The sequence below is a fragment of the Cryptosporangium sp. NPDC051539 genome (assembly GCF_044454545.1).
Lineage (GTDB): Bacteria > Actinomycetota > Actinomycetes > Mycobacteriales > Cryptosporangiaceae > Cryptosporangium.
In genome coordinates, this window is the sequence record NZ_JBITDV010000011.1 from 200554 (window position 1) to 220398 (window position 19845).

At 72.0% G+C, this 19845-nt stretch carries 18 protein-coding genes; 13 read left to right on the forward strand and 5 right to left on the reverse strand.

Going from position 1 to position 19845, the window contains the following annotated elements; genetic code table 11:
- The first annotated feature begins 52 nt into the window (after window positions 1–52).
- The 7 genes from ACIBZJ_RS31280 to ACIBZJ_RS31310 all read left to right on the forward strand — a co-directional run bounded on the left by ACIBZJ_RS31280 (window position 53) and on the right by ACIBZJ_RS31310 (window position 6311).
- Entirely contained in the window at window positions 53–973 is a 921-nt protein-coding gene (locus ACIBZJ_RS31280) for a proline dehydrogenase family protein (RefSeq protein ID WP_395935941.1), read from the forward strand.
- A gap of 19 nt (window positions 974–992) precedes the next feature.
- The gene (proC, locus tag ACIBZJ_RS31285) at window positions 993–1796 is read left to right on the forward strand and encodes a pyrroline-5-carboxylate reductase (RefSeq protein ID WP_395935943.1); all 804 of its coding nucleotides are present in this window, start codon (window positions 993–995) and stop codon (window positions 1794–1796) included.
- 303 nt (window positions 1797–2099) lie between these two features.
- Window positions 2100–2306: a helix-turn-helix domain-containing protein gene (locus ACIBZJ_RS31290; RefSeq protein WP_395936288.1), complete on the forward strand. Its 207-nt coding sequence runs from the start codon at window positions 2100–2102 to the stop codon at window positions 2304–2306.
- Between the two features lie 520 nt (window positions 2307–2826).
- Window positions 2827–2925, forward strand: a complete 99-nt coding sequence (locus ACIBZJ_RS31295) for a 30S ribosomal protein bS22 (protein WP_003948845.1) — start codon at window positions 2827–2829, stop codon at window positions 2923–2925.
- A 40-nt stretch (window positions 2926–2965) separates the two neighbouring features.
- The gene (locus tag ACIBZJ_RS31300; RefSeq protein WP_395935989.1) at window positions 2966–4057 is read left to right on the forward strand and encodes an NAD-dependent epimerase/dehydratase family protein; all 1092 of its coding nucleotides are present in this window, start codon (window positions 2966–2968) and stop codon (window positions 4055–4057) included.
- A 1080-nt stretch (window positions 4058–5137) separates the two neighbouring features.
- The gene (locus tag ACIBZJ_RS31305; RefSeq protein WP_395936290.1) at window positions 5138–6067 is read left to right on the forward strand and encodes a lysophospholipid acyltransferase family protein; all 930 of its coding nucleotides are present in this window, start codon (window positions 5138–5140) and stop codon (window positions 6065–6067) included.
- Between the two features lie 28 nt (window positions 6068–6095).
- Window positions 6096–6311, forward strand: coding sequence for a hypothetical protein (locus ACIBZJ_RS31310; protein WP_395935990.1), 216 nt, complete (start codon window positions 6096–6098; stop codon window positions 6309–6311).
- Here the strand turns inward: ACIBZJ_RS31310 and ACIBZJ_RS31315 are convergent.
- From ACIBZJ_RS31315 to ACIBZJ_RS31325, 3 genes are all read right to left on the reverse strand, one after another.
- Entirely contained in the window at window positions 6308–7192 is an 885-nt protein-coding gene (locus tag ACIBZJ_RS31315; RefSeq protein WP_395935992.1) for an HAD family hydrolase, read from the reverse strand. The genes ACIBZJ_RS31310 and ACIBZJ_RS31315 overlap by 4 nt on opposite strands.
- 141 nt (window positions 7193–7333) lie before the next feature.
- Window positions 7334–8632 (reverse strand): DUF5667 domain-containing protein, encoded by a 1299-nt coding sequence (locus ACIBZJ_RS31320; protein ID WP_395936292.1) that lies wholly within the window; start codon window positions 8630–8632, stop codon window positions 7334–7336.
- Window positions 8633–8774: 142 nt separating this feature from the next.
- Entirely contained in the window at window positions 8775–9944 is a 1170-nt protein-coding gene (locus ACIBZJ_RS31325) for an ECF subfamily RNA polymerase sigma factor, BldN family (RefSeq protein WP_395935994.1), read from the reverse strand.
- A 394-nt stretch (window positions 9945–10338) separates the two neighbouring features.
- On the opposite strand from ACIBZJ_RS31325, the gene ACIBZJ_RS31330 reads away from it, so the two are divergent.
- The 6 genes from ACIBZJ_RS31330 (at window position 10339) to hemB (ending at window position 16632) form a co-directional block, all read left to right on the forward strand.
- Entirely contained in the window at window positions 10339–10587 is a 249-nt protein-coding gene (locus ACIBZJ_RS31330; protein WP_395935996.1) for a glutaredoxin family protein, read from the forward strand.
- A gap of 179 nt (window positions 10588–10766) precedes the next feature.
- Entirely contained in the window at window positions 10767–11534 is a 768-nt protein-coding gene (locus tag ACIBZJ_RS31335) for a redox-sensing transcriptional repressor Rex (RefSeq protein WP_395935998.1), read from the forward strand.
- A 43-nt stretch (window positions 11535–11577) separates the two neighbouring features.
- On the forward strand, window positions 11578–12936 hold the full coding sequence (locus tag ACIBZJ_RS31340; protein WP_395936000.1) for a glutamyl-tRNA reductase: 1359 nt from the start codon (window positions 11578–11580) through the stop codon (window positions 12934–12936).
- Window positions 12936–13877 (forward strand): hydroxymethylbilane synthase, encoded by a 942-nt coding sequence (gene hemC / locus ACIBZJ_RS31345; RefSeq protein ID WP_395936002.1) that lies wholly within the window; start codon window positions 12936–12938, stop codon window positions 13875–13877. The genes ACIBZJ_RS31340 and hemC overlap by 1 nt, the downstream gene beginning before the upstream one ends.
- On the forward strand, window positions 13874–15448 hold the full coding sequence (locus tag ACIBZJ_RS31350) for a uroporphyrinogen-III synthase (protein ID WP_395936004.1): 1575 nt from the start codon (window positions 13874–13876) through the stop codon (window positions 15446–15448). Before hemC ends, ACIBZJ_RS31350 begins: the two co-directional genes overlap by 4 nt.
- Before the next feature lie 125 nt (window positions 15449–15573).
- Window positions 15574–16632 (forward strand): porphobilinogen synthase, encoded by a 1059-nt coding sequence (gene hemB / locus ACIBZJ_RS31355; protein ID WP_395936006.1) that lies wholly within the window; start codon window positions 15574–15576, stop codon window positions 16630–16632.
- Here the strand turns inward: hemB and ACIBZJ_RS31360 are convergent.
- Entirely contained in the window at window positions 16626–18491 is a 1866-nt protein-coding gene (locus ACIBZJ_RS31360; protein WP_395936008.1) for a protein kinase, read from the reverse strand. The genes hemB and ACIBZJ_RS31360 overlap by 7 nt on opposite strands.
- A 103-nt stretch (window positions 18492–18594) precedes the next feature.
- Window positions 18595–19764, reverse strand: a complete 1170-nt coding sequence (locus tag ACIBZJ_RS31365) for a lytic transglycosylase domain-containing protein (protein ID WP_395936010.1) — start codon at window positions 19762–19764, stop codon at window positions 18595–18597.
- Window positions 19765–19845: the final 81 nt, after the last annotated feature.

Genomic DNA, 19845 nt, shown 5'->3' on the forward strand with positions numbered 1-19845 from the left:
TGTTCGCCGGGCCTTCACGGAGGTAGGCGGGAACCCACGTTAGGCTCCCTTCATGCTTCGAACGGCGATCCTCGCGGCGGCCGGCCACCCGACCGTCGAGCGCCTGGTCACCACGGCGTCGGTCGCCCGGAACCTGGTCTCGCGCTACGTCGCGGGCGACGAGGTCGACGACGCGGTGCGCGTCAGCCGTTCGTTGATTTCGGACGGGCTGACCGTCACCCTCGACCGGCTCGGTGAAGACACCGCCAACGAGGCCGACGCGGCGTCGACCACCGACGGCTACTGCGCGCTGCTCGACGCGCTGGCCGAGGCCGGGGTCGCACCACCGGCCGAGGTGAGCGTGAAGCTGTCGGCGGTGGGCCAGCGGCTCGACCCGAAGCTCGCGACCGAGAACGCGCGGAAGATCTGCCAGGCGGCGGCCGGGGTGGGCACGACCGTGACCCTCGACATGGAGGATCACACCACCACCGACCTGACGCTCGACACGCTGGCCGTCCTGCGGGCCGACTTCCCGAGCACCGGCGCGGTGCTGCAGGCCTACCTGCGCCGCACCGAGACGGACTGCCGGGACCTGGCTGTTTCCGGCTCCCGCGTCCGGCTGTGCAAGGGTGCCTACGCCGAGCCGGAGTCGGTCGGGTTCGAGACCGCACTCGACGTCGACCGGTCGTACGTCCGCTGCCTCAACGTGCTGATGGCCGGCGACGGGTACCCGATGCTGGCCACCCACGACCCCCGCCTGATCGCGATCGGCGAGGAGCGGGCCCGCTGGTACGACCGCACGCCCGACTCGTTCGAGTTCCAGATGTTGCACGGGGTGCGGCCGGACGAACAGCGGCGGCTGGCGCGGGACGGCTACACCGTCCGGATCTACCTGCCGTTCGGGCGAGACTGGTACCCCTACCTGATGCGTCGGCTCGCCGAGCGCCCGGCGTACGTGGCGTTGTTCGCCCGGTCGCTGGTGTCGAGCCGCTGAGTTCTCGGAAGGCTTTCCTGTGGACACGTTGGCGATCTTCGGTGGCGGCAAGCTGGGCGAGGCGTTGCTCTCCGGCCTCCGGCGGGCCGGGCGGACGCCGGAGGAGATCGTCGTCGTCGAGCGATCTCCCGAGCGGGCCGGGTATTTGAGCGAGAAGTACGGGGTGCGGTGCGTGCCCGCGGCGGAGGCGGTCGCCCACGCCCGGACGCTGATCGCCGCGGTGAAGCCGCAGGACGTCGGCGTGCTGCTCGACACGCTGGCGCCGCTGGTGAGCGCCGACCAGCTGGTCGTCTCGGTGGCGGCCGGGATCCCGACGAAGTACTACGAGCAGCGGCTGGCCGACGGCGTCCCGGTGATCCGGGTGATGCCGAACACTCCGGCGCTGGTCGACCAGGCGATGAGCGTCATCTCGGCCGGTGCGCACGCGGAAGAGAAGCACTTGGCCGCGGCCGAGGCTCTGCTGGCGCCGGTCGGGCTGGTCCGGCGCCTGCCGGAGTCGCAACAGGACGCGGTGACGGCGCTGTCCGGGTCCGGGCCGGCGTACTTCTTCTTCCTCGTCGAGGCGATGATCGACGCCGGGATCCTGCTCGGGATCTCCCGTGAGGTCGCGGCCGACCTGATCGTCCAGAGTGCACTCGGTGCCGCGACGATGCTGCGCGACACCGGGACGCATCCGGTGCAGTTGCGCGAGGCGGTGACGTCCCCGGGCGGGACGACGATCGCGGCGATCCGCGAACTGGAGCGGCACGGGGTTCGGTCGGCGCTTCTCGATGCGATCGAGGCCGCCAGGGACCGGTCCGTCGAACTGGGCAAACTGTACTAATTGGCGTCGATGACGGATGAGCCCACTGTGGTCGGTGGGGTGTCTGGCGTGCCGCGTGGTGGGCTCCGCGTGCAAATAGTGGGACGGGCGAGCTGTCCGGGACGTGACAAAACATGAATCCACCCCGTCCAAAGTGGGGCAAATCTGGGCGAAAGGGTGGCGTCCGTCGCGATAAGCATGGACAGAGTTGCGGAGGGTATCGCTCGCTCCCACTTGCACCGTTACTCTACTAAGAGCACGTGCGTGACCACCGTGCCGGAGGGGAAGCCGGCACCCGATACGTGCCCGGGTGAGGTGGGTCGTATGGCAGTAGTAGGACCATCGAATCTGTCCGACGTTAGGTTCCTCACCGTCGCTGAGGTGGCGACGTTGATGCGAGTCTCGAAGATGACCGTGTACCGGCTCGTCCATTCCGGAGAGCTGAACGCCGTACGGGTCGGGCGCTCGTTCCGTGTGCCCGAACGTGCAGTGCACGAGTATCTTCGCGACGCGTTCACCGACTCCGCCTAGAGAGACGGCTCTGATTCGGGTTCGAGTAGGTAGCGGCCGGGGAGTCCGCTGCGTTCTCCACCCCGAGTCGGGGAACCTGACCTGATCGGGTGGCTTGCCACCCAACAGGACAGCCGTGGCTCGTTACCGGCCCCCCTGCCGGCCAACGACCACGGCTTTTCTGTGTTTTGTGGGCGGCCCGTCCAGGACGACGCTGGCAGGCGAGCGCGAGGCCTTGAGTATTTGTGTATACGAGGCGGCCTCGCGCTCGACTGCCAGCGTCGCCCTGGACGGGCTCCAGGTCAAAGCGTGGGTTCTGAGGGCGTGGGTTGTGGGGTGGGCTTTGGGTTGGGGCGCTTGGGTTGGGGCGCTGTTTGTGGGGTGGGGTGGGCGCTGGTTGTGAGGCCTGCGGGGTGGGTGCTTGGCTGGGTGCTTTGGGGGCTTGGCGCTGGGGGCGCTCGGCGCGCGGGGGGATCTGGCCGGTGGGATAGGCTGTGGGTCTGCTCTGCTCGATCCGGTCGATGAACGCTGAGGAAGTCGTATGGGTTCAGTCATCAAGAAGCGCCGCAAGCGGATGGCGAAGAAGAAGCACCGCAAGCTCCTGAAGCGGACCCGCGTCCAGCGTCGCAACAAGAAGTAAGCAGGGCGGTCGCGCCACTTCCGGGGTCCGGGGAGGGCACATGTCGGCAGATGATTCACGCTCCGGTGCGCCCCGGGTCGTCCTGGTCACCGGCGTCAGCCGGTACTTCGGTGGACGCCTGGCCGCCCGGCTGGCCGCCGACCCGAGTATCGAACGGGTACTCGGCGTCGACACGGTGGCCCCGGACGCGGAAACCGCCGAACGGATCGGCCGCACGGAATTCGTGCGCGCCGACATCCGTAACCCGCTGATCGCGAAGGTCATCGCCGACGCCGGCGTCGACACCGTCGTGCACATGAGCGTTCTCGCGACCCCGGCCGGGCTCGGTGGCCGGGCGTCGATGAAAGAGCTCAACGTCATCGGCACGATGCAGTTGCTCGCGGCGTGCCAGAAGGCACCCACGGTTCGCAAGCTCGTCGTCCGGTCGTCGACGGCGGTGTACGGGGCCTCGCCCCGCGATCCCGCGGTGTTCACCGAGACCATCCAGGCCAAGGCGAACCCGCCGAGCGGTTACGCCAAGGACGCCACCGAGGTCGAGAGCTACGTCCGTGGCTTCGCCCGGCGGCGTCCGGACGTGATCGTGACGACGCTGCGGCTGGCGAACATGCTCAGCCCGCGTATCGACACCCCGCTGGCCCGGTACTTCGCGCTGCCGGTCGTCCCGACCGTGCTGGGCTTCGACGCCCGGCTGCAGTTCCTGCACGCCGAGGACGGTCTCGACGTGCTCTGCCGTGCCGTGGTCGAGGATCATCCCGGCACCTACAACGTCGCCGGGCCGGGTTCGCTGCTGCTGTCGCAGGCGATCCGGCGGGCCGGGCGGGTTCCGCTGCCGGTGCCGTCGTTCACCACCCCGTATCTGGGGATGGTCGTGCGGCAGGCCGGTGCCATCGACTTTTCCGCCGAACAGACCCGGATGCTCACGTACGGCCGGGTCGTCGACATCACCCGTCTCCAGCAGGAGTTCGGCGTCACGCCCGCGTACACGACCGCTGGTGCCTTCGACGATTTCGTCCGCGGGAGCGATCTGGCGTCCGTGCTGTCGTCGGAGAACCTCGGCGTTCTCGAGCGGACGCTGACCGCGCGGTGGTCGGCAGCCAGACGCCTGGTCGAGTCGGTTCGAGGACCCCGGTAGGGCGAGACCCCCGGTTGGCAAGGAGTGCCGCACATGCCCGACGCCCAGATCATTCCCTTCGACGGTGGCGCCGCCCGTGCACAGCGCCGCGCGAGGAAGGGAGACGGCCCGCCCCCCGCCCCCGCGGATCCCCGCGTAGCGGAGGTCCCGGCGGCGGAGGCCCAGCCCGGGAAGGCTTCCGGTGCAAAGGCGCCGAGCGCGAAGGCGCCCGCGAGGGCGGTGCCGCCCGTGAAGGCCCCCGTGAGGAAGGCGCCGGGGGAGAGGTCTCCGGCCGCGACGGTTTCTGCGCCGGAGGCGCCGGAGTCGAACGCTCCGGCCGCGGATTCGGAGTCGAACGCTCCGGCCGCGGAGGCCCCTGCGACGAGCGCGCGGGTGGCGAGTGCTTCGGTGGCGGAGGCTCCTGCGACGAGCGCGCCGGTGGCGAGTGCTCCGACGGCGGAGGCTCCCACGAGGAAATCGACGACGGCGAACGCTTCCGCTGCGGAGGCCCCTGCGACGAAGGTGCCGGCGACGGCCGTGGAGGCCCCGGCGAGGGCGGCGGCGACGGCGGCGAACGCTCCGGCCGCGGAGACGGCCACGAACGCTCCGGCCGCGACGGCGCCCGCGAGGAATGCTCCGCCGGCCAAGGCTCCGGCGGCTAAGGCTCCGGCGGCCAAGGCTTCGGCCAGGAAGGCGGCTGGGGCGGCTGCCGCGGCGAAAGCGTCCGGAGGACAGACATCCGGGGCGAAGGCGCCGGGGGCGAGCGCCTCAGCGGCGAAGGCCGGGGCGCCCGCGGCGGCCAGTGCTCGGGCGACGAAGGCCCCGGCGGCGAAGGACGCGGCGGCCGGGGTTTCCGGGGCCGGGACGCGCGGGGCAGGGACGCCCGGGGCTGGAACGGGCGGGGCTGGGTCCGGCGCGCTAGGGGCGGAGAGCGTCGTTGCGGACGCGCCTTCCGTAGACGGGGGCGCTCCGAAGAAGGTGCCCGCCGGGAACGTGTCTGGCGCTCAAGCGCCGGGCAGGAAGATCCCGGCGAAGAAGATCCCGGCGAAGAAGATCCCGGCGAAGAAGATCGCTGTGAAGAAGGTCGCGGCCAAGGCGCCGGTGAACCGAGCGGCAAGCCCCAGCCCCACCGCCCGCGGCGCGGCTCCCGCTGCCGCGACCTCCCGCTCCGGCGCGGAGCCGGCTCGGGCTCCGGACGTGTGGGATCGGCGGGTGGCGAACGCGCTGGCGTTCGCCCGGCGTCGCCTCACCGGCGAGTACGAGACCGACGAGTTCGGCTTCGACCCCGAGTTCTCCACGTCGGTGCTGGCCCCTGCGCTCCGCCCGGTCTACGAGAAGTGGTTCCGGGTCGAGATGTCCGGCCTGGAGCACGTCAGCGACACCGGCGGCGCGCTCGTCGTCGCGAACCACTCCGGCACGGTCCCGCTGGACGCCGCGATGCTCCAGCTCGGTCTTCTCGACCACCACCCGGCGGCGCGCAACCTTCGGCTGCTCGCTGCCGACCTGGTGTTCCAGTTGCCGTTCGTCGGCGAGCTGGCCCGCAAGTCCGGCAGCACGCTGGCCTGCCAGCCGGACGCGGAGCGGCTGCTGTCCGGCGGCGAGCTGGTCGGGGTGTTCCCGGAAGGCTTCAAGGGTGTCGGCAAGCCGTTCAGCGAGCGGTACAAGCTGCAACGCTTCGGCCGTGGCGGGTTCGTGTCGGCCGCGCTCGCGACGAAGGCCCCGATCATCCCGTGCGCGATCGTCGGCGCCGAAGAGATCTATCCGAAGATCGGCGACGCCAAGATCATCGCCCGGATGTTCGGGCTGCCGTACTTCCCGCTGACGCCGACGTTCCCGTGGCTCGGGCCGCTGGGCGCGGTGCCGCTGCCGTCGAAGTGGTACATCGAGTTCGGTGAGCCGATCGAAACCTCGGCCCTGGCCGCGGGTGCCGACGACCCGATGCAGGTGTTCAACCTGACCGACCAGGTCCGGGAGACGATCCAGCAGATGCTCTACCAGCTGCTGATGCGCCGGAAGAGCGTGTTCGGATAGCCGGGCGGTTTCGGGGTAACCGACCGGCATGACCGAGAACAGCAACGAGACCGGCGGCGTCACCGAAGAAGAGCGCCGCCTGGCCATGGCGACCTACTCCGGCGACGGCCAGAACGACGACGCGACCGGCGGCGACGCGCTGGCCGAGGTGTGGCAGGACCGCGGCGCCGACGAGCCCGAGGGTGAGTCCGCCGAAGGCCACCGCCCCACGCCCGACGACGACCGCAGCGCGACGAACCTCTAAGCGATGCGTTTGCGCACGGCCAGCGTGCCGGCGACGCCGGTCGCGACCAGGCCGGCGGCGGCTACGGCGGGGCCGCCGAGCTTGGCGGCCTTGCGGGCCGTGCGGTAGTCGCGCACCTGCCAGCCGCGCTCGCGCGCGACCTTGCGCAACGCGGTGTCGGGGTTGATCGCCACCCCGGTGCCGACCGTGCTGAGCATCGGGACGTCGTTCACCGAGTCGCTGTACGCGGTGCACCGGCCCAGTTCCAGCCCCTCCCGGCGAGCCAGCGACAGCACCGCTTCGGCCTTCGCCGGGCCGTGCAAGGGCTCACCGACCAACCGGCCGGTGTACTTGCCGTCGACGATCTCCGACACCGTGCCGAGCGCCCCGGTCAGGCCCAGCCGGTGGGCGATGATGTTGGCCAGCTCGACCGGTGTCGCGGTGACGAGCCAGACCCGCTGCCCGGCGTCCAGATGCATTTGGGCCAGTGCCCGCGTACCGGACCAGATCCGCTTGGCCATGACCTCGTCGTAGATCTCCTCGGCGTGGCCGAGGAGATCGCCGACGTCGCGGCCGGCGACGAACGCGAGTGCGGCCTCGCGGGCCGTCATCATCCCCGCGGCGTCTTCGAGGCCGGACATCCGGAACTTCATCTGCTGCACCGCGAAACCCATCAGGTCGCGGCCGCTGAAGTACTTCCGTGCGGCCAGGCCGCGGGCGAAGTGGAAGATCGACGCACCCATCATCATCGTGTTGTCCACGTCGAAGAAGGCGGCCGCGGTCGTATCGGGCACGACGAGCGGGGGCGACTCGACGTCGGCGGCGGCCGCGCTGGCGGCCCCGGCCACGACGGCCAGGGCGTCTTCGCGGGTCCGGCCGCGTCGGTTGACGAGCGTGATCACGCTGCTACCTCCGAAACACACTGACGTGCAGAAACGCGCCGACGCAAGTGTAGAGTCGGCTGCCTTGGGCGCTCTGTGCCGCCCGGGGCAACAGAACGTGAGGCGTACACGCCCAGCGTGTGAACGTCCGGAGCGGACCGGTTAGTCCTTCGGACGCTCGCTCTCCAGGGCGCTCCTGACGACGCTGTCGAGGCTGTCGCTCGGGAACCCGGTCTCGCCGGAACCGACCAGCGAACCGATCGACGCTCCGGTGGTGAACGGCGGCGGGAAGACGGTTCCGGATTGCGGGACCATGCTCTCGGCGCTGCTCGACGGGCTGGCGTCCCACTCGTCGTCGGTGGCGGGCGGAGACGTCCGGCCGACGGCTCCCGGGGAGCCGAGGCCGGTACCGGCGGCACTGCCGGTCGGGGACGCGGACGGCGACCCGGACGAACGGCCCGAGTTCTGCCGCCGGGTCGGGGCGGGCCAGTTGCGCGGCGGCGGCGCCGGCTCGCTCGAGGGTAGCGAGGTTTCCTCGGACCGGGGCCGGGAACACTCCTCGGCGATCGGGCCCAGATCGTCGCTGGTGGCCGGCGGAGCGCAGCGCACGACTCCTCGAAGGGTCGCGGAGCGCACGCTGATCCGGTCGAGCAGGGCCACCGAGGCACGGATCCGGCGCACGGCGGGCGTTGAACGGGTGACCCGAGCCAGGTGATCCAATTCACGCCGCTGGGCCTGCGTGAACTCGTTCACGAGGTCGAGCGGGGCCGGATGGTGCTGGGTCACCGCGGCGGTGCCCAGGTCGGCCATGCCGAGCCGGGTGTCGCTGTCCATGTCGTCGAACAACCGCGTGAGCTGACGCAGGTCGGTGGTCGCGGCGGCGGCCTCGGCGAGCCGGTTGCGAGCGAAATCGAGGTGGAGCTGGCCGCGGGCGACCGACGAGCGGGCCAGCGTCAGCTGAGCGGCCTCACGGCTGCGCTTGACGCCGTAGAGCGCGTCTCCGGGGTTGGCGCCGCCGGAGGCGAACCCGACCCCGGAGAGAGCCACCAGACCGGCGAGCGTGCCGCTGATCACCGTGACCCGACGGGGAACCCGGCGGCGCAGGTCGGGCAGGGCCCGGGGACGCGCGGGGAGCTCGGCCGGAGGCGGGTTGAAGCCCGGCTCGGCGTTGATGCCGTGCACCGAGGCCACCGCGATCAGTCGCTGTCGCAGCCGGTCGCGGAACTCGTCGTCGGCGCGTACCTGCGAACCGGCTCGACCGAGGCGCTCCGTGAGGAGCACCAGGTCGGTGACCTCGTCGGTGCCGTCTTCGGGCGCCCGATGGGCGCCGGAGACGTGTTGTCTCGCTGCGTGCTGGGGTACGTGACCGGCCCGATCCGGATATCGGCGCTCGGTGCCACGACGGCCAGCCACCCGCGCGTTGAAGTCCCGTGCTCGTCGGCGTTCGGCAGGACTCAACATCACCGTGGGCACCTCCTCTCCGCCCCCTCGGTACCGGCGTCCCGGTGCCGAGCAGACCGTCTGCTCGGCATCTCGGATAACGCGCCGTGCCGTCCGTGGGTTACGGGTCGGCGTCGTACCAGGAGGAGTCGGTTCGGGTCCGTCACAGAGTGAATCCCTCTGGAAGGAGTCGTCCGAGCGTCCGGACCGCACGGTATTGGAGCGCCTTGATCGCGCCGTCGTTCTTGCCCATGATCTGGGCCGTCTCGGAGACCGAGAGGCCCTGCAGGAACCGCAGCGTGATGCATTCCTGCTGCTCGGGGTTGAGCCGGCGGACGGCGTCCAGCAGCGTCGCGTTGTCCAGCCGGGCCAGCACCTCCGCTTCCGGACGTCCCTCGGGGCCGTGGTCCTCGTCGTCGGCGTCCCGCATGTCCGCGGTCGTGACCTCGAGCCGGGCCCGTGCGGATTTGTAGTGGTCGGCGATCAGGTTGCGGGCGATCGTGACCAGCCAGGCGCCGAGGTCGCGGCCCTGCCAGGTGACGCTGCCGATGCGCCGGAGCGCGCGGAGCCAGACCTCGCTGGTCAGGTCCTCGGCGACCGAACGGGAGCCGATCCGGTAGGAGATGTACCGGTAGACCGTGTCGAAGTACCGGTCGTAGATCCGCGCGAACGCCTCGGTGTCGCCGGCCTGGGCCAGCCGGACCAGCCGCCAGACGTCGTCGCCGTCGTCCCTGGCCCCGTCCGGGTCGCGGTCGGGTTCCCGGGACCCGAGCGGTCCGCGTCTCGACCCGCGGGTCGGAGCCGGGACGTGACCCGGTGGGCTGCTCCCCGACCCGCCGACGACCCCTGACCCACCGACGACCCCGGGCCCACCGAGGGCCCCCGGCCCGCCGATGACCCTGGTGCTACCGGTCGTCTCGGCGTCGTCGGCCGGGCGCCGCGGCGCGGGGTTGCGCTGCGCACGGGAGGACGGCCGGCTCTGCCTGCGCGGATCGGCCGGATGGGGTTCCGGCTGTTCGGGCACCGCTCCGCCGGGACCGGGACCGGGACCGCCACCGGAGCCGGAGCCGGGCCGGGCACCCGCGCCGGGCAGCGGCGGGCCACCGCTCGGCTGGGCCGGCACCTCGGGGGCCGCGTGCGCACCGCCGGCACTGCGGGACCACGGCAAGCCGTGGCCCGAGTGCCTGCCGGTGAGGCAGCGCAGCCCGGAACCGACACTCAGACCGGCACTACGCAGACCGGTGCGGTCGCGCAGGTCGGTGAGAGCCGACCGGAGATCGGAAAGGTCGAGTTCCAGCCCGGTGCCCCGAGGCAACGCGCCGTATCCCGCCATTCCGCCGATCATGCTCGTCCCCCCATGTGGCCCACCGCGCCCGCCGGGGAAGTCGCGAGCAACGACTTCGGCCGAACGGCTGGGTGTCCGGGTGGACCAACTACAGCATGTACATGACTGATAACGGAGAGATCATACTTTCCCCAAGGCTGCCGCCGCGCCGGGGACGCACACACCACGACATTTCTTCCATTCCGGCCCCCAAGTCGTGCACTGCGGCACATCCTGACACTGCAGTGCCACAGAGAGTTGCAAAAACTCGACCACGCCCCCGGACTGGGGTCAGTGGTCTGCCCGGAGTGGAGGGAATGCCCCCTGAAGTCACAAGAGGCTCGTCCGTCGCTGCCGGAACACCCTTCAGTGACGGACGCATCGCCGGTCTAAGTTGGGCGGCATGGCGGCGACCGACCACACCGTGACCCTGCTGACCCGGGCCGGGTGCCATCTCTGCGACGACGCGAAGGACGTGATCTCCCGGATCGCGTCCGATACCGGCGTCGGCTGGCGCGAGGTCGACGTCGACGCCGATCCGGACCTCGCCGACGAGTACGGAGACCGGGTGCCGGTGGTCCTGCTCGACGGTGCCGAGCACGGCTTCTGGCGGGTCGAGGAGCAACGGCTGCGCCGCGACCTCGCGGGCTGAATCCTTTCGAACTCACGTTCTGTGGCGAGCGGGCTTCAGAAAGTGTCTGTGGTGCTCGTCACCACGTCTCTGGCCTGCGTCGTCGACTTTGTGCAGGCGTTCACAAGCGGCTAACGTGAAGCGAGACGCTGTTCCCGTAACTGGTGCAAAACAGCGGTCCCACACAGTCGAGGAGACCGATGTCCGATCGTCCGCGCATCCGCACAGCGGGTCGTACCCGCGGCGTGCCCGACGCGACGGTCGCCCGGCTCCCGGTGTATCTGCGGGCGCTGCACGTGCTCGCCGACACCGGCTGCGACACGGTCTCCTCCGAGGAGCTCGCGGTCGCGGCCGGGGTGAACTCGGCCAAGCTGCGCAAGGACCTGTCGCACCTGGGCTCCTACGGCACCCGCGGGGTCGGCTACGAGGTCTCCCTGCTGGTCGACCAGATCTCCCGTGCGCTGGGTCTCACCCAGCGCTGGGCCGTCGTGCTGGTCGGGGTCGGAAACCTGGGTCACGCTCTGGCCGGCTACGCCGGTTTCGCCTCCCGCGGGTTCCGGATCGCTGCGCTCTTCGACGCGGACGCCGAGCGGGTCGGCCAAACCATCGCGGGCATCGACATCCGGCACATCGACGATCTCGACCGGGTCGTCGTCGAGGAGCAGGTGTCGATCGGCGTGATCTCGACGCCGTCCGAGGCCGCCCAGGAGGTGGCCGATCGGCTGGTCGAGGCCGGCGTCACCAGCATCCTGAACTTCGCACCCTGTGTGCTGCAGGTTCCCGACGGGGTCGACGTCCGCAAGGTCGATCTCGCGCTGGAGTTGCAGATCTTGTCCTTCCACGAGCAGCGCAAGGCCGACAATGCGTCGAGCCGTGCTGCGGTGAACGGAGCCGAGATCGCCGTCAACGGCAGCGTCACCCCGTTGCCGGCTCCGCGAGTCGACGCCCGGGAGGTCGTCGGGCAGTGAGCGCGTATCGAACCGGGACCCTCGAGCGGAGCGTGCACCAGGTATGAGTGTTGTCGTCGTCGGCCTCAACCACCGCACCGCACCGGTACGCCTGCTCGAGCGCGCGTCCGTGCCGTCCTCCGAACTCTCCGGTGTCCTCGCCGCGCTGATCAGCGGCGCGCACGTGGCCGAGGCGGTCGTCCTCTCGACCTGCAACCGCGTCGAGGTCTACGCCGCGGTCAACACGTTCCACGGCGCTCTGCACGAGATCGGTCAGGTCCTGTCGGCCCGCACCGGCGTCCACATCGCCGAGCTCGCCGATCACCTCTACGTCCACTATTCGGACGCCGCGGTGCGGCACGTGTTCTCGGTCGTGTCCGGCCTCGACTCGCTGGTCGTCGGCGAGCCGCAGATCCTCGGCCAGGTGCGCGACGCGTACAACGCCGCCGACGGGCACGGCGCGCCGGGCCGGGTCCTGCACGAGGTCATGCAGCAGGCCCTCCGGGTCGGCAAGCGCGTCCACACCGACACCGACATCGACCGCGCCGGGCAGTCGGTGGTCACCGCCGCCCTGCGCGTGGGCGCGGAACGGGTGGGCTCGCTGACCGGCCGCCGAGCGCTGATCGTCGGCGCGGGCTCGCTCGGGGCCCTCACCGCCGCCACGCTCCGCCGCGAGGGCGTCGGGCCGATCACCGTCCTCAACCGCACCGGCGGCACCGCCCACCGGGTCGCCGCGGGCGTCGGCGGCCGCGGTGGCGACCTCACCGGGCTGCGGGCCGCGCTGTCCGAGGCCGACATCGTGGTCACGGCCACCGGCGCGACCGAGGCCGTGCTCACCTACCAGGACGTCTCCGCCGCGATCACCGCACGCGGCCCCGAAGCCCCCGACCTGGCGATCCTCGACCTCGCGGTCCCGCGCGACACCGAGCGCGCGGTCGACGCGCTGCCCGGCGTCGTCGTGCTCGACATCGAGGCGCTGACCGCCGCGCTGGCGAACGAACCGGCGTCGCTGGCGGTCGAGGACGCGCGGTCGATCGTCGAAACCGAGGTCGAGGCGTTCGCGGCCTGGCAGCGGTCGACCGAGGTGGCGCCGACCGTGGTCGCGCTGCGGGCCCGGGCCGACCAGGTCGTGGCCGGTGAGCTCGAGCGCCTGCACTCCCGGTTGCCCGACCTCGACGAGGTCTCCCGCCGCGAGGTGGAGAAGACCGTCCGGCGGGTCGTCTCGACGTTGCTGCACACGCCGACGGTCCGGATGAAAGAGCTGGCCACGGCCCCTGGCGGAGACCGCTACGCTGCGGCGGTCCGGGAATTGTTCCTCCTCGACGGGCACGCGCGGCCGGCGGCCGCCGTCACCGTCGAACCGGACGGTGTCAACCCGTGGATCGTCGCCGACAGTGTCCTGAGCGAGGGGGAGGTGCGCTGATGAGTGGGCCACTGCGGCTGGGGACGCGGGCCTCGAAACTCGCGCTCGCACAGTCCGGCGACGTCGCCATCGCGGTGACGGCGGCCACCGGCCGCGAGGTCGAGCTGGTGCACATCAGCACCGAGGGCGACCGCGACCGCGCGACGCCGCTGACCCAGATCGGCGGCACCGGCGTCTTCGTCTCGGCACTGCGTGACGCGCTGCTCGCGGACGAGATCGACTTCGCGGTCCACTCGTACAAAGACCTGCCGACCGCCGCCGCGCCCGGCCTGACGATCGCCGCGGTGCCGTTCCGGGCCGACCCCCGGGACGCGCTGATCGCGCGCGACGGCCTCACACTGGAGAAGCTGCCGGCCGGTGCCCGCGTCGGCACCGGGGCGCCGCGCCGGATCGCGCAGGTGCTCTCGGCCCGTCCGGATTTGGTCTGCGTGCCGATTCGCGGGAACGTGGACACCAGGATGAACAAAGTCAACAGCGGTGAACTGGATGCGGTCGTACTGGCCGTAGCGGGCCTGGCCCGCCTCGGGCGCGCCACCGAGATCACTGAAGCGCTCGACCCGGACGTGCTGGTGCCCGCACCGGCACAGGGCGCGCTGGCCGTCGAGTGCCGTGCCGACGACACCGAGATGGTCACGCTGCTCGGCGCGATCGAGGCCTCGGCCGCACGCGCCGAGATCACGGCCGAACGGTCGCTGCTGGCTGCGCTCGAGGCCGGGTGCAGTGCCCCGGTCGCCGCCTGGGCCACGCTCGACGGCGAAACGCTCACCCTGCGGGCCCGGGTCGCGGCCCTGGACGGTACGTCCGTGCTCACCGAAGCCCGGACGATCACCGTCCCTCACCCGTACGACAGTTTGCACACCGACGCCGAAGCGGTCGGGAAGCAGCTCGCTGCCGACCTCCTCGCCGCAGGCGCCGACACCCTGATGGGGAGAACCGCATGACCCGTCGCTCCACGACCGGCCGAATTACGTTCGTCGGGGCAGGCCCCGGCGACCCGGGGTTGCTCACCCGGCGCGCGCTCGAGGCCGTCTCCGACGCCGACCACATCCTGCACGACCGGTCGCTGCCGCCCACGCTGCTCGCCGCGGTGGTAACCGCCGCGCCGGCCGAGGTCGAGGTCAGTGTCGCCGAAGGCGCTGCGGGTGACGTCGCGAAGGTGCTGTTGTCCGGCGCCCGCTCCGGCCGCACGGTCGCCCGCCTGGTGGCCGGAGACCCGCTCACCTCCGAGTCGATCGTCCGCGAGGTCCAGGCCGTCGCCCGGACGTCGGTGCCGTTCGAGGTCGTACCGGGCGTGCCGCTCGCCGAGGGTGTCACCGGCTACGCCGGTGCGCCGACCGGTGGCCTGCGCACGACGGTCGAGGTCCGCGACGTGACCGCGCTCGACTTCGACGCGATGGTCGCGGTCCCCGGCTCGCTGACGCTGACGATGGACGCCGGTGACCTGCCCGCGGTCCGCGACGGGCTGCTGGCCGCCGGGATGAGCGGTCAGGCGACGATCCTGGTGACCGGCGACGGCACCACCGACACCCAGTCGACGTCGGTGGCGACGCTCGACGGCATCGTGGACGCGGCGATCGGCCTGTACGGCACGCTGGTGGTCTCGATCGGGGCCGGGGTCGGGCTGCGCGACAAGATCTCCTGGTGGGAGTCGCGGCCGCTGTACGGCTGGAAGGTCCTGGTTCCCCGCACCAAGGAGCAGGCTGGCGCGATGAGCGCCCAGCTCCGGGGCTGGGGCGCGATCCCGGAGGAGGTGCCGACGATCGCCGTCGAGCCGCCCCGGACGCCGGCCCAGATGGAGCGGGCGATCAAGGGCCTGGTCACCGGCCGGTACGAGTGGGTCATCTTCACGTCGACCAACGCGGTCAAGGCGGTCTGGGAGAAGTTCGCCGAGTTCGGTCTCGACGCCCGGGCGTTCGCCGGCGTCAAGATCGCCTGCGTCGGCGACGCCACCGCGGCGGCCGTGGAGGCGTTCGGCGTCAAGGCCGAGCTGCTGCCGAGCGGTGAGCAGTCCAGCGACGGTCTGCTGGCCGACTTCCCGCCGTACGACGAGGTGCTCGACCCGATCGACCGCATCCTGCTGCCGCGGGCCGACATCGCGACCGAGACGCTGGCCGCCGGCCTGATCGAGCGCGGCTGGGAGGTCGACGACGTCACGGCGTACCGCACCGTCCGGGCCGCCCCGCCGCCCGCGCCGATCCGCGACGCGATCAAGTCGGGCGGGTTCGACGCGGTGCTGTTCACCTCGTCGTCCACGGTCCGGAACCTGGTCGGCATCGCCGGGAAGCCGCACGCCCGCACGGTCGTGGCCTGCATCGGGCCGAAGACCGCCGACACCGCCCGCGAGCTCGGGCTGCGCGTCGACGTGCAGCCGGAGACGTCGAACGTGCCGTCGCTGGTCGAGTCGCTGGCCGAGTACGCGCTCGAACTGCGGGAGAAGCTGGCCTCGCTGCCGGCCAAGCCGCGCCGGGGGGCCAAGGCCCAGGGCCCGACGGCGGGGCGGCTGGCCCGCTGAATCGACCGGTTCGGGTGACGCACTGAACGTCACCTGAACCAGCAAACTCATGGCCGCGTGATGCACAGTGGAGAGGTGCACGGGGTACCCAGTGGTACCGCGCGGCCGGGAGAGGGAGATAGCTGATGAGCGGGACGTTGCGGCGCGCCACGGGTGGTGCCCCGTCGCTGGAGAAGCTCTGCCCCGGTCTGTCGCCGGGCAGCGGTGGCGGCGGTGGCGGGTTCCCGACCGTCCGGCCGCGGCGTCTCCGGCAGAGCTCGGCCATGCGCCGGCTCGTGTCCGAGGTCCGGGTGCACCCCGCCGACCTGGTTCTCCCGCTGTTCGTCAAGGAAGGGATCCCGGAGGCGCGGCCGATCCGGTCGCTGCCGGGCGTCTTCCAGCACTCCCGGGACTCTCTGAAGCGTGCCGCCGCCGAAGCGGTGGCGGCCGGCACCGGCGGCATCATGCTGTTCGGGGTGCCGACCGAGCGTGACCACTGCGGCACGACCGACGCGGTGCTGAACACCGCGATCGAAGACGTGATCGCCGAGGTCGGAGACGACACGGTCGTGATGAGCGACCTGTGTCTGGACGAGTTCACCGACCACGGGCACTGCGGGATCCTGGCCGCGGACGGCTCGGTCGACAACGACGCCACGCTGCTGCGGTACGCCGAGATGGCGGTGGCCCAGGCCGACGCCGGGGCGCACGTGCTCGGGCTGTCCGGAATGATGGACGGCCAGGTCGGCGTCGTCCGGGCGGCCCTGGACGCGGCCGGGCACACCAACACCGTGATCCTGGCCTACGCGGCGAAGTACGCGTCCGGGTTCTACGGGCCGTTCCGGGACGCGGTGGAGTCGCAGCTCAAGGGCGACCGGAAGACCTACCAGCAAGACCCGCCGAACGCCGCCGAGGCACTGCGTGAGGTCGCGCTCGACATCGCCGAGGGCGCGGACATCGTGATGGTGAAGCCGGCGCTGCCCTACCTCGACGTGCTGCGGCAGGTCGCCGACGCGGTCGACGTGCCGGTGGCGGCGTACCAGGTCTCGGGTGAGTACGCGATGGTCGAGGCGGCGGCGGCGAACGGGTGGATCGACCGCGAGCAGGTCATGCTCGAGACGCTCGTCGGCGCCCGTCGGGCCGGCGCCGACTTCGTGCTCACGTACTGGGCCACCGAAGCTGCCGGGCTGCTGGAGCGTCAGTGAGGCGGGCCGGCGGCCCGTTTGGTCAGTAGCACCAGGATCGGCACCAGCGGGACGAGCCACCAACCCAGGGTGGCCACGGCCCAGACCATCGACGTGAAGCCGGTCGCCAGATAGCGGACCGCCAGCAGGACGGCGACCAGCGTGCCGGCCCAGCCGGCCGCGGTCTTGGCGGCCATCGCCCAGGACGCGGTGCCGCCTCGGCGGACGAGCGCGACGCAGGCCAGCAGCAGCAGCGGGATCGCGGCCAGCCGTCCGGCGACCGTGGCGGCGTCCGCGGTGTGGTTCGCGGTGACCCAGGTGGTGACCGGGTCGGGCATCCAGTTCAGGCGCCGGCCGACCGTCGAGCTCAGGTCGAAGGCGTCGCCCAGCCAGGGTGGGGCGGTCAGCGGGCCGCCGACCAGCAGCGAGCGGATGCGCGGGGTCTGGGCGATCGCGTCGACGAGCGCGAGCAGTGTGAGGCCGAGGAGCCAGGTGCTCCAGGCCCGGCGGCCGCCGCGGCTCCTGATCGGCGGGCACTGCAGCCGCTCCCACGGCACCCGCCGGCGCGTCTTCACCGCCGGCGCGCGGTAATCCCGGCTCGGCGCTCCCGGCGGCGCCCACGGCGCCCGCTGCGGAGGCGGCCCCCCGTTCGGAACCGCGGGCCCGATCGGTGGAGATGCGCCGATCGGTGGGGACGCGCCGATCGGTGGGGACGCGCCGATCGGTGGGGACGCGGCCCGGATCTTCGCGGCGGCGCCCTGCAGGCGGGCGGCTCCCTCTTTCAGGCGGCCGACGGCCACCTGAGCCGGCGACGGGCCCTCCAGCGCCGGAGCGGCCTTCTGCGCGGGCGCAACGGCCTGCCCCATCGAGCGGCCCGACTCGGCCGAGCGGGCCGATGCCACCTCGAGCGGAGCGCCTCCCGCCCGACGGGAGAAGCGGTCGGCCAGGTACGCGACGAAGTCCAGCGGCGGAGCGTCGGCCCCAGGATCCGCGGACGACGACGGCGGGACACCCTCGAACGGTTTCGTGGGCGCGGGCCGGTACCGGATCGCGTTGTCGACCTCGGACGGGAGCCAGTCGTCGCGGTCGGCGAACGAACCGACCTGGCGCACGATCCAGTCCAGCGGCGGCCGCGCGGCCGGCTCCTTCGCGAGGCAGCGCCCGATCAGCTCGGCCAGCCCGGGAGGCAGCCCGGACAGGTCCGGCGGAGCGCTCGACACCCGGTGGGCCACCGCGAACGACTGCCCGGCGCCGAACGGCGCGAGGCCGGTCGCCGCGTGCGCGAGTACCGCACCCAGCGAGAACACGTCACTGCTCGGCGCCAGCACGGCGCCCGCGAGGTGCTCGGGCGACATGTAGCCGGGCGTGCCCAGCAGCGGGCCGTCGCCGGTGAGATCGATGCCCTCGACCGCCTTCGCGATGCCGAAGTCGATCACCCGGGGCCCGTTCTCGGAGAGCAGGACGTTCGAGGGCTTGAGGTCGCGGTGGATCACCCCGGCCCGGTGGATCATCGAGAGCGCCTCGGCCAGGCCCGCCGCCAGCGCCCGGACCGTGTGCTCCGGGAGTGCCCCGTGCTCGGTGAGTACCTGAGAAAGAGACTGACCCCGGATGTACTCGGTCGCGAGCCAGGGCGGATCCGCGTCCGGGTCGGCGTCGAGCATCGCCGCGGTGAACGGACCGCCGACCTGCCGGGCCAGCGCTATCTCGCGGCGGAACCGCGTCCGGAAGTCGGGGTTGATCGCGAGGTGGCCGTGCACGGCCTTGACCGCGACCAGCCGGCCGCCCGGCGACCGGCCCAGGTACACGGTGCCCATGCCGCCGGTTCCGAGCACGCCGACCAGGCGGTACTGCCCGAGCTGTCCTACGGTCGGTGCGCTCACTGAGGCTGGGCTCCTTCCCCGTTCGCCCGGGGCCGGCACACCCTCCGTGCCTACCCGGCCCGGCCCCGGGCCCCAGCAACCATCCTCTGCCTCTCAGTCAAGCTCACGTCGCACGGCCGTACGCGTCCGCGTACTCGTAGACCCGCTCGACGTACGCGGGTACCCGGTTGTAGCTGTAGACGGCGGACGACCAGCCGTCGGCGGTGGACAGGTTCTGGCCGCCCGCGCAGAGGTAGTACCCGGCGGCGAGTGCGGCGTCGTCGATGTCGTAGGGGTCGGCGCGGCCGTTGTGGTCGGCATCAACCGACCAGGCCTTCCAGGTCGAGGGCAGGAACTGCATCGGGCCGATCGCGCGGTCCCACTGACGGTCGCCGTCGAGCGTCCCGCCGTCGGTGTCGCGGACGCGTTCGACGCCGATCCCGGCCAGCGGGACGCCGATGATCGGCTTCGTGCTCGTGCCGTCGGGCGCGAGGCCGGCGCCTCCGTAGCGTCCGTGGTTGGACTCGACGGCACCGATTCCGGCGAGCAGCGTCCAGGAGAGTTTGCAGCTCGGCTCGGCCGTGGTGAGCACGGCCTCGGCGTAGCCGTACGCCTGGAGCGCGACCGGGGGGATGTCGATCTGGCGCAGCGCGTTCGCCCAGTGCGCGAGGGCGTCGGCGGGGCGGGGGGAATGCTCTTCCGGCCGTTCCTGCGGAACCAGCGCCTGCGCGCTGGGAGACGGCAGAAGCGTCGGCGGTTCGGCCGACGGGCTGGCCGGAGTCGCGACGACCCGGGGCGGGGCGGGGGGTGCGGTGAGCGGGGGTTGCGTCTCGCCGCGGCTCCAGCCCCAGACCGCCCAGCTCGCGCCGGCCAGGCAGAGCACGAACGCGGCGGCGCCGGCGACCGGGGCCAGGTAGCGGCGCGCGGGGCTGCGGGGGGACCAGGCGTGCGGGTGGGCGGTCCGCTCGTCCGGGGTGAGCTCGGGCCACGGACTGAGCGGTGGTGGCTCGGGTATCTCGCCGAGGTCGTCGACGATCTCGGCGGTACCCCAGCCGCCGCCGGTGGCCGGGGTCACCGGCTCCACCGACGGCCGGGCCCACCTGCCGTCGGCGGTACCGGCGGTACTGGCGGTACTGGGAGCACTGGCGGCTCGGGCGGCCTGGTCGGTCTGCTGGGCCCAGGCTTCGGCGTGGTGGGTCCAGGCTTCGGCGGCCAGCCGCCACGGCTCGGGGGATTGCGGTCGCTCAGGATCGTTAGCGTCTTCTTCGTCGGAATTGCCCGTTTCGGTGCGCACCGTCACAGAGTGCCGCCTCCGACCGCCGGACGCACGCTTTCCGGGCAGGTAGTTCAACTCATGTGCGCAGGTCGGAGCAGT

Bases quoted from the DNA above. Each gene is read 5' to 3' on its own strand.
- ACIBZJ_RS31280 (WP_395935941.1), top strand. From the start codon at position 53: ATGCTTCGAACGGCGATCCTCGCGGCGGCCGGCCACCCGACCGTCGAG.
- ACIBZJ_RS31290 (WP_395936288.1), top strand. From the start codon at position 2,100: ATGGCAGTAGTAGGACCATCGAATCTGTCCGACGTTAGGTTCCTCACC.
- ACIBZJ_RS31295 (WP_003948845.1), top strand. From the start codon at position 2,827: ATGGGTTCAGTCATCAAGAAGCGCCGCAAGCGGATGGCGAAGAAGAAG.
- ACIBZJ_RS31300 (WP_395935989.1), top strand. From the start codon at position 2,966: ATGTCGGCAGATGATTCACGCTCCGGTGCGCCCCGGGTCGTCCTGGTC.
- ACIBZJ_RS31310 (WP_395935990.1), top strand. From the start codon at position 6,096: ATGACCGAGAACAGCAACGAGACCGGCGGCGTCACCGAAGAAGAGCGC.
- ACIBZJ_RS31320 (WP_395936292.1), bottom strand. From the start codon at position 8,632: ATGTTGAGTCCTGCCGAACGCCGACGAGCACGGGACTTCAACGCGCGG.
- ACIBZJ_RS31325 (WP_395935994.1), bottom strand. From the start codon at position 9,944: ATGGCGGGATACGGCGCGTTGCCTCGGGGCACCGGGCTGGAACTCGAC.
- ACIBZJ_RS31330 (WP_395935996.1), top strand. From the start codon at position 10,339: ATGGCGGCGACCGACCACACCGTGACCCTGCTGACCCGGGCCGGGTGC.
- ACIBZJ_RS31335 (WP_395935998.1), top strand. From the start codon at position 10,767: ATGTCCGATCGTCCGCGCATCCGCACAGCGGGTCGTACCCGCGGCGTG.
- ACIBZJ_RS31340 (WP_395936000.1), top strand. From the start codon at position 11,578: ATGAGTGTTGTCGTCGTCGGCCTCAACCACCGCACCGCACCGGTACGC.
- hemC (WP_395936002.1), top strand. From the start codon at position 12,936: ATGAGTGGGCCACTGCGGCTGGGGACGCGGGCCTCGAAACTCGCGCTC.
- ACIBZJ_RS31350 (WP_395936004.1), top strand. From the start codon at position 13,874: ATGACCCGTCGCTCCACGACCGGCCGAATTACGTTCGTCGGGGCAGGC.
- hemB (WP_395936006.1), top strand. From the start codon at position 15,574: ATGAGCGGGACGTTGCGGCGCGCCACGGGTGGTGCCCCGTCGCTGGAG.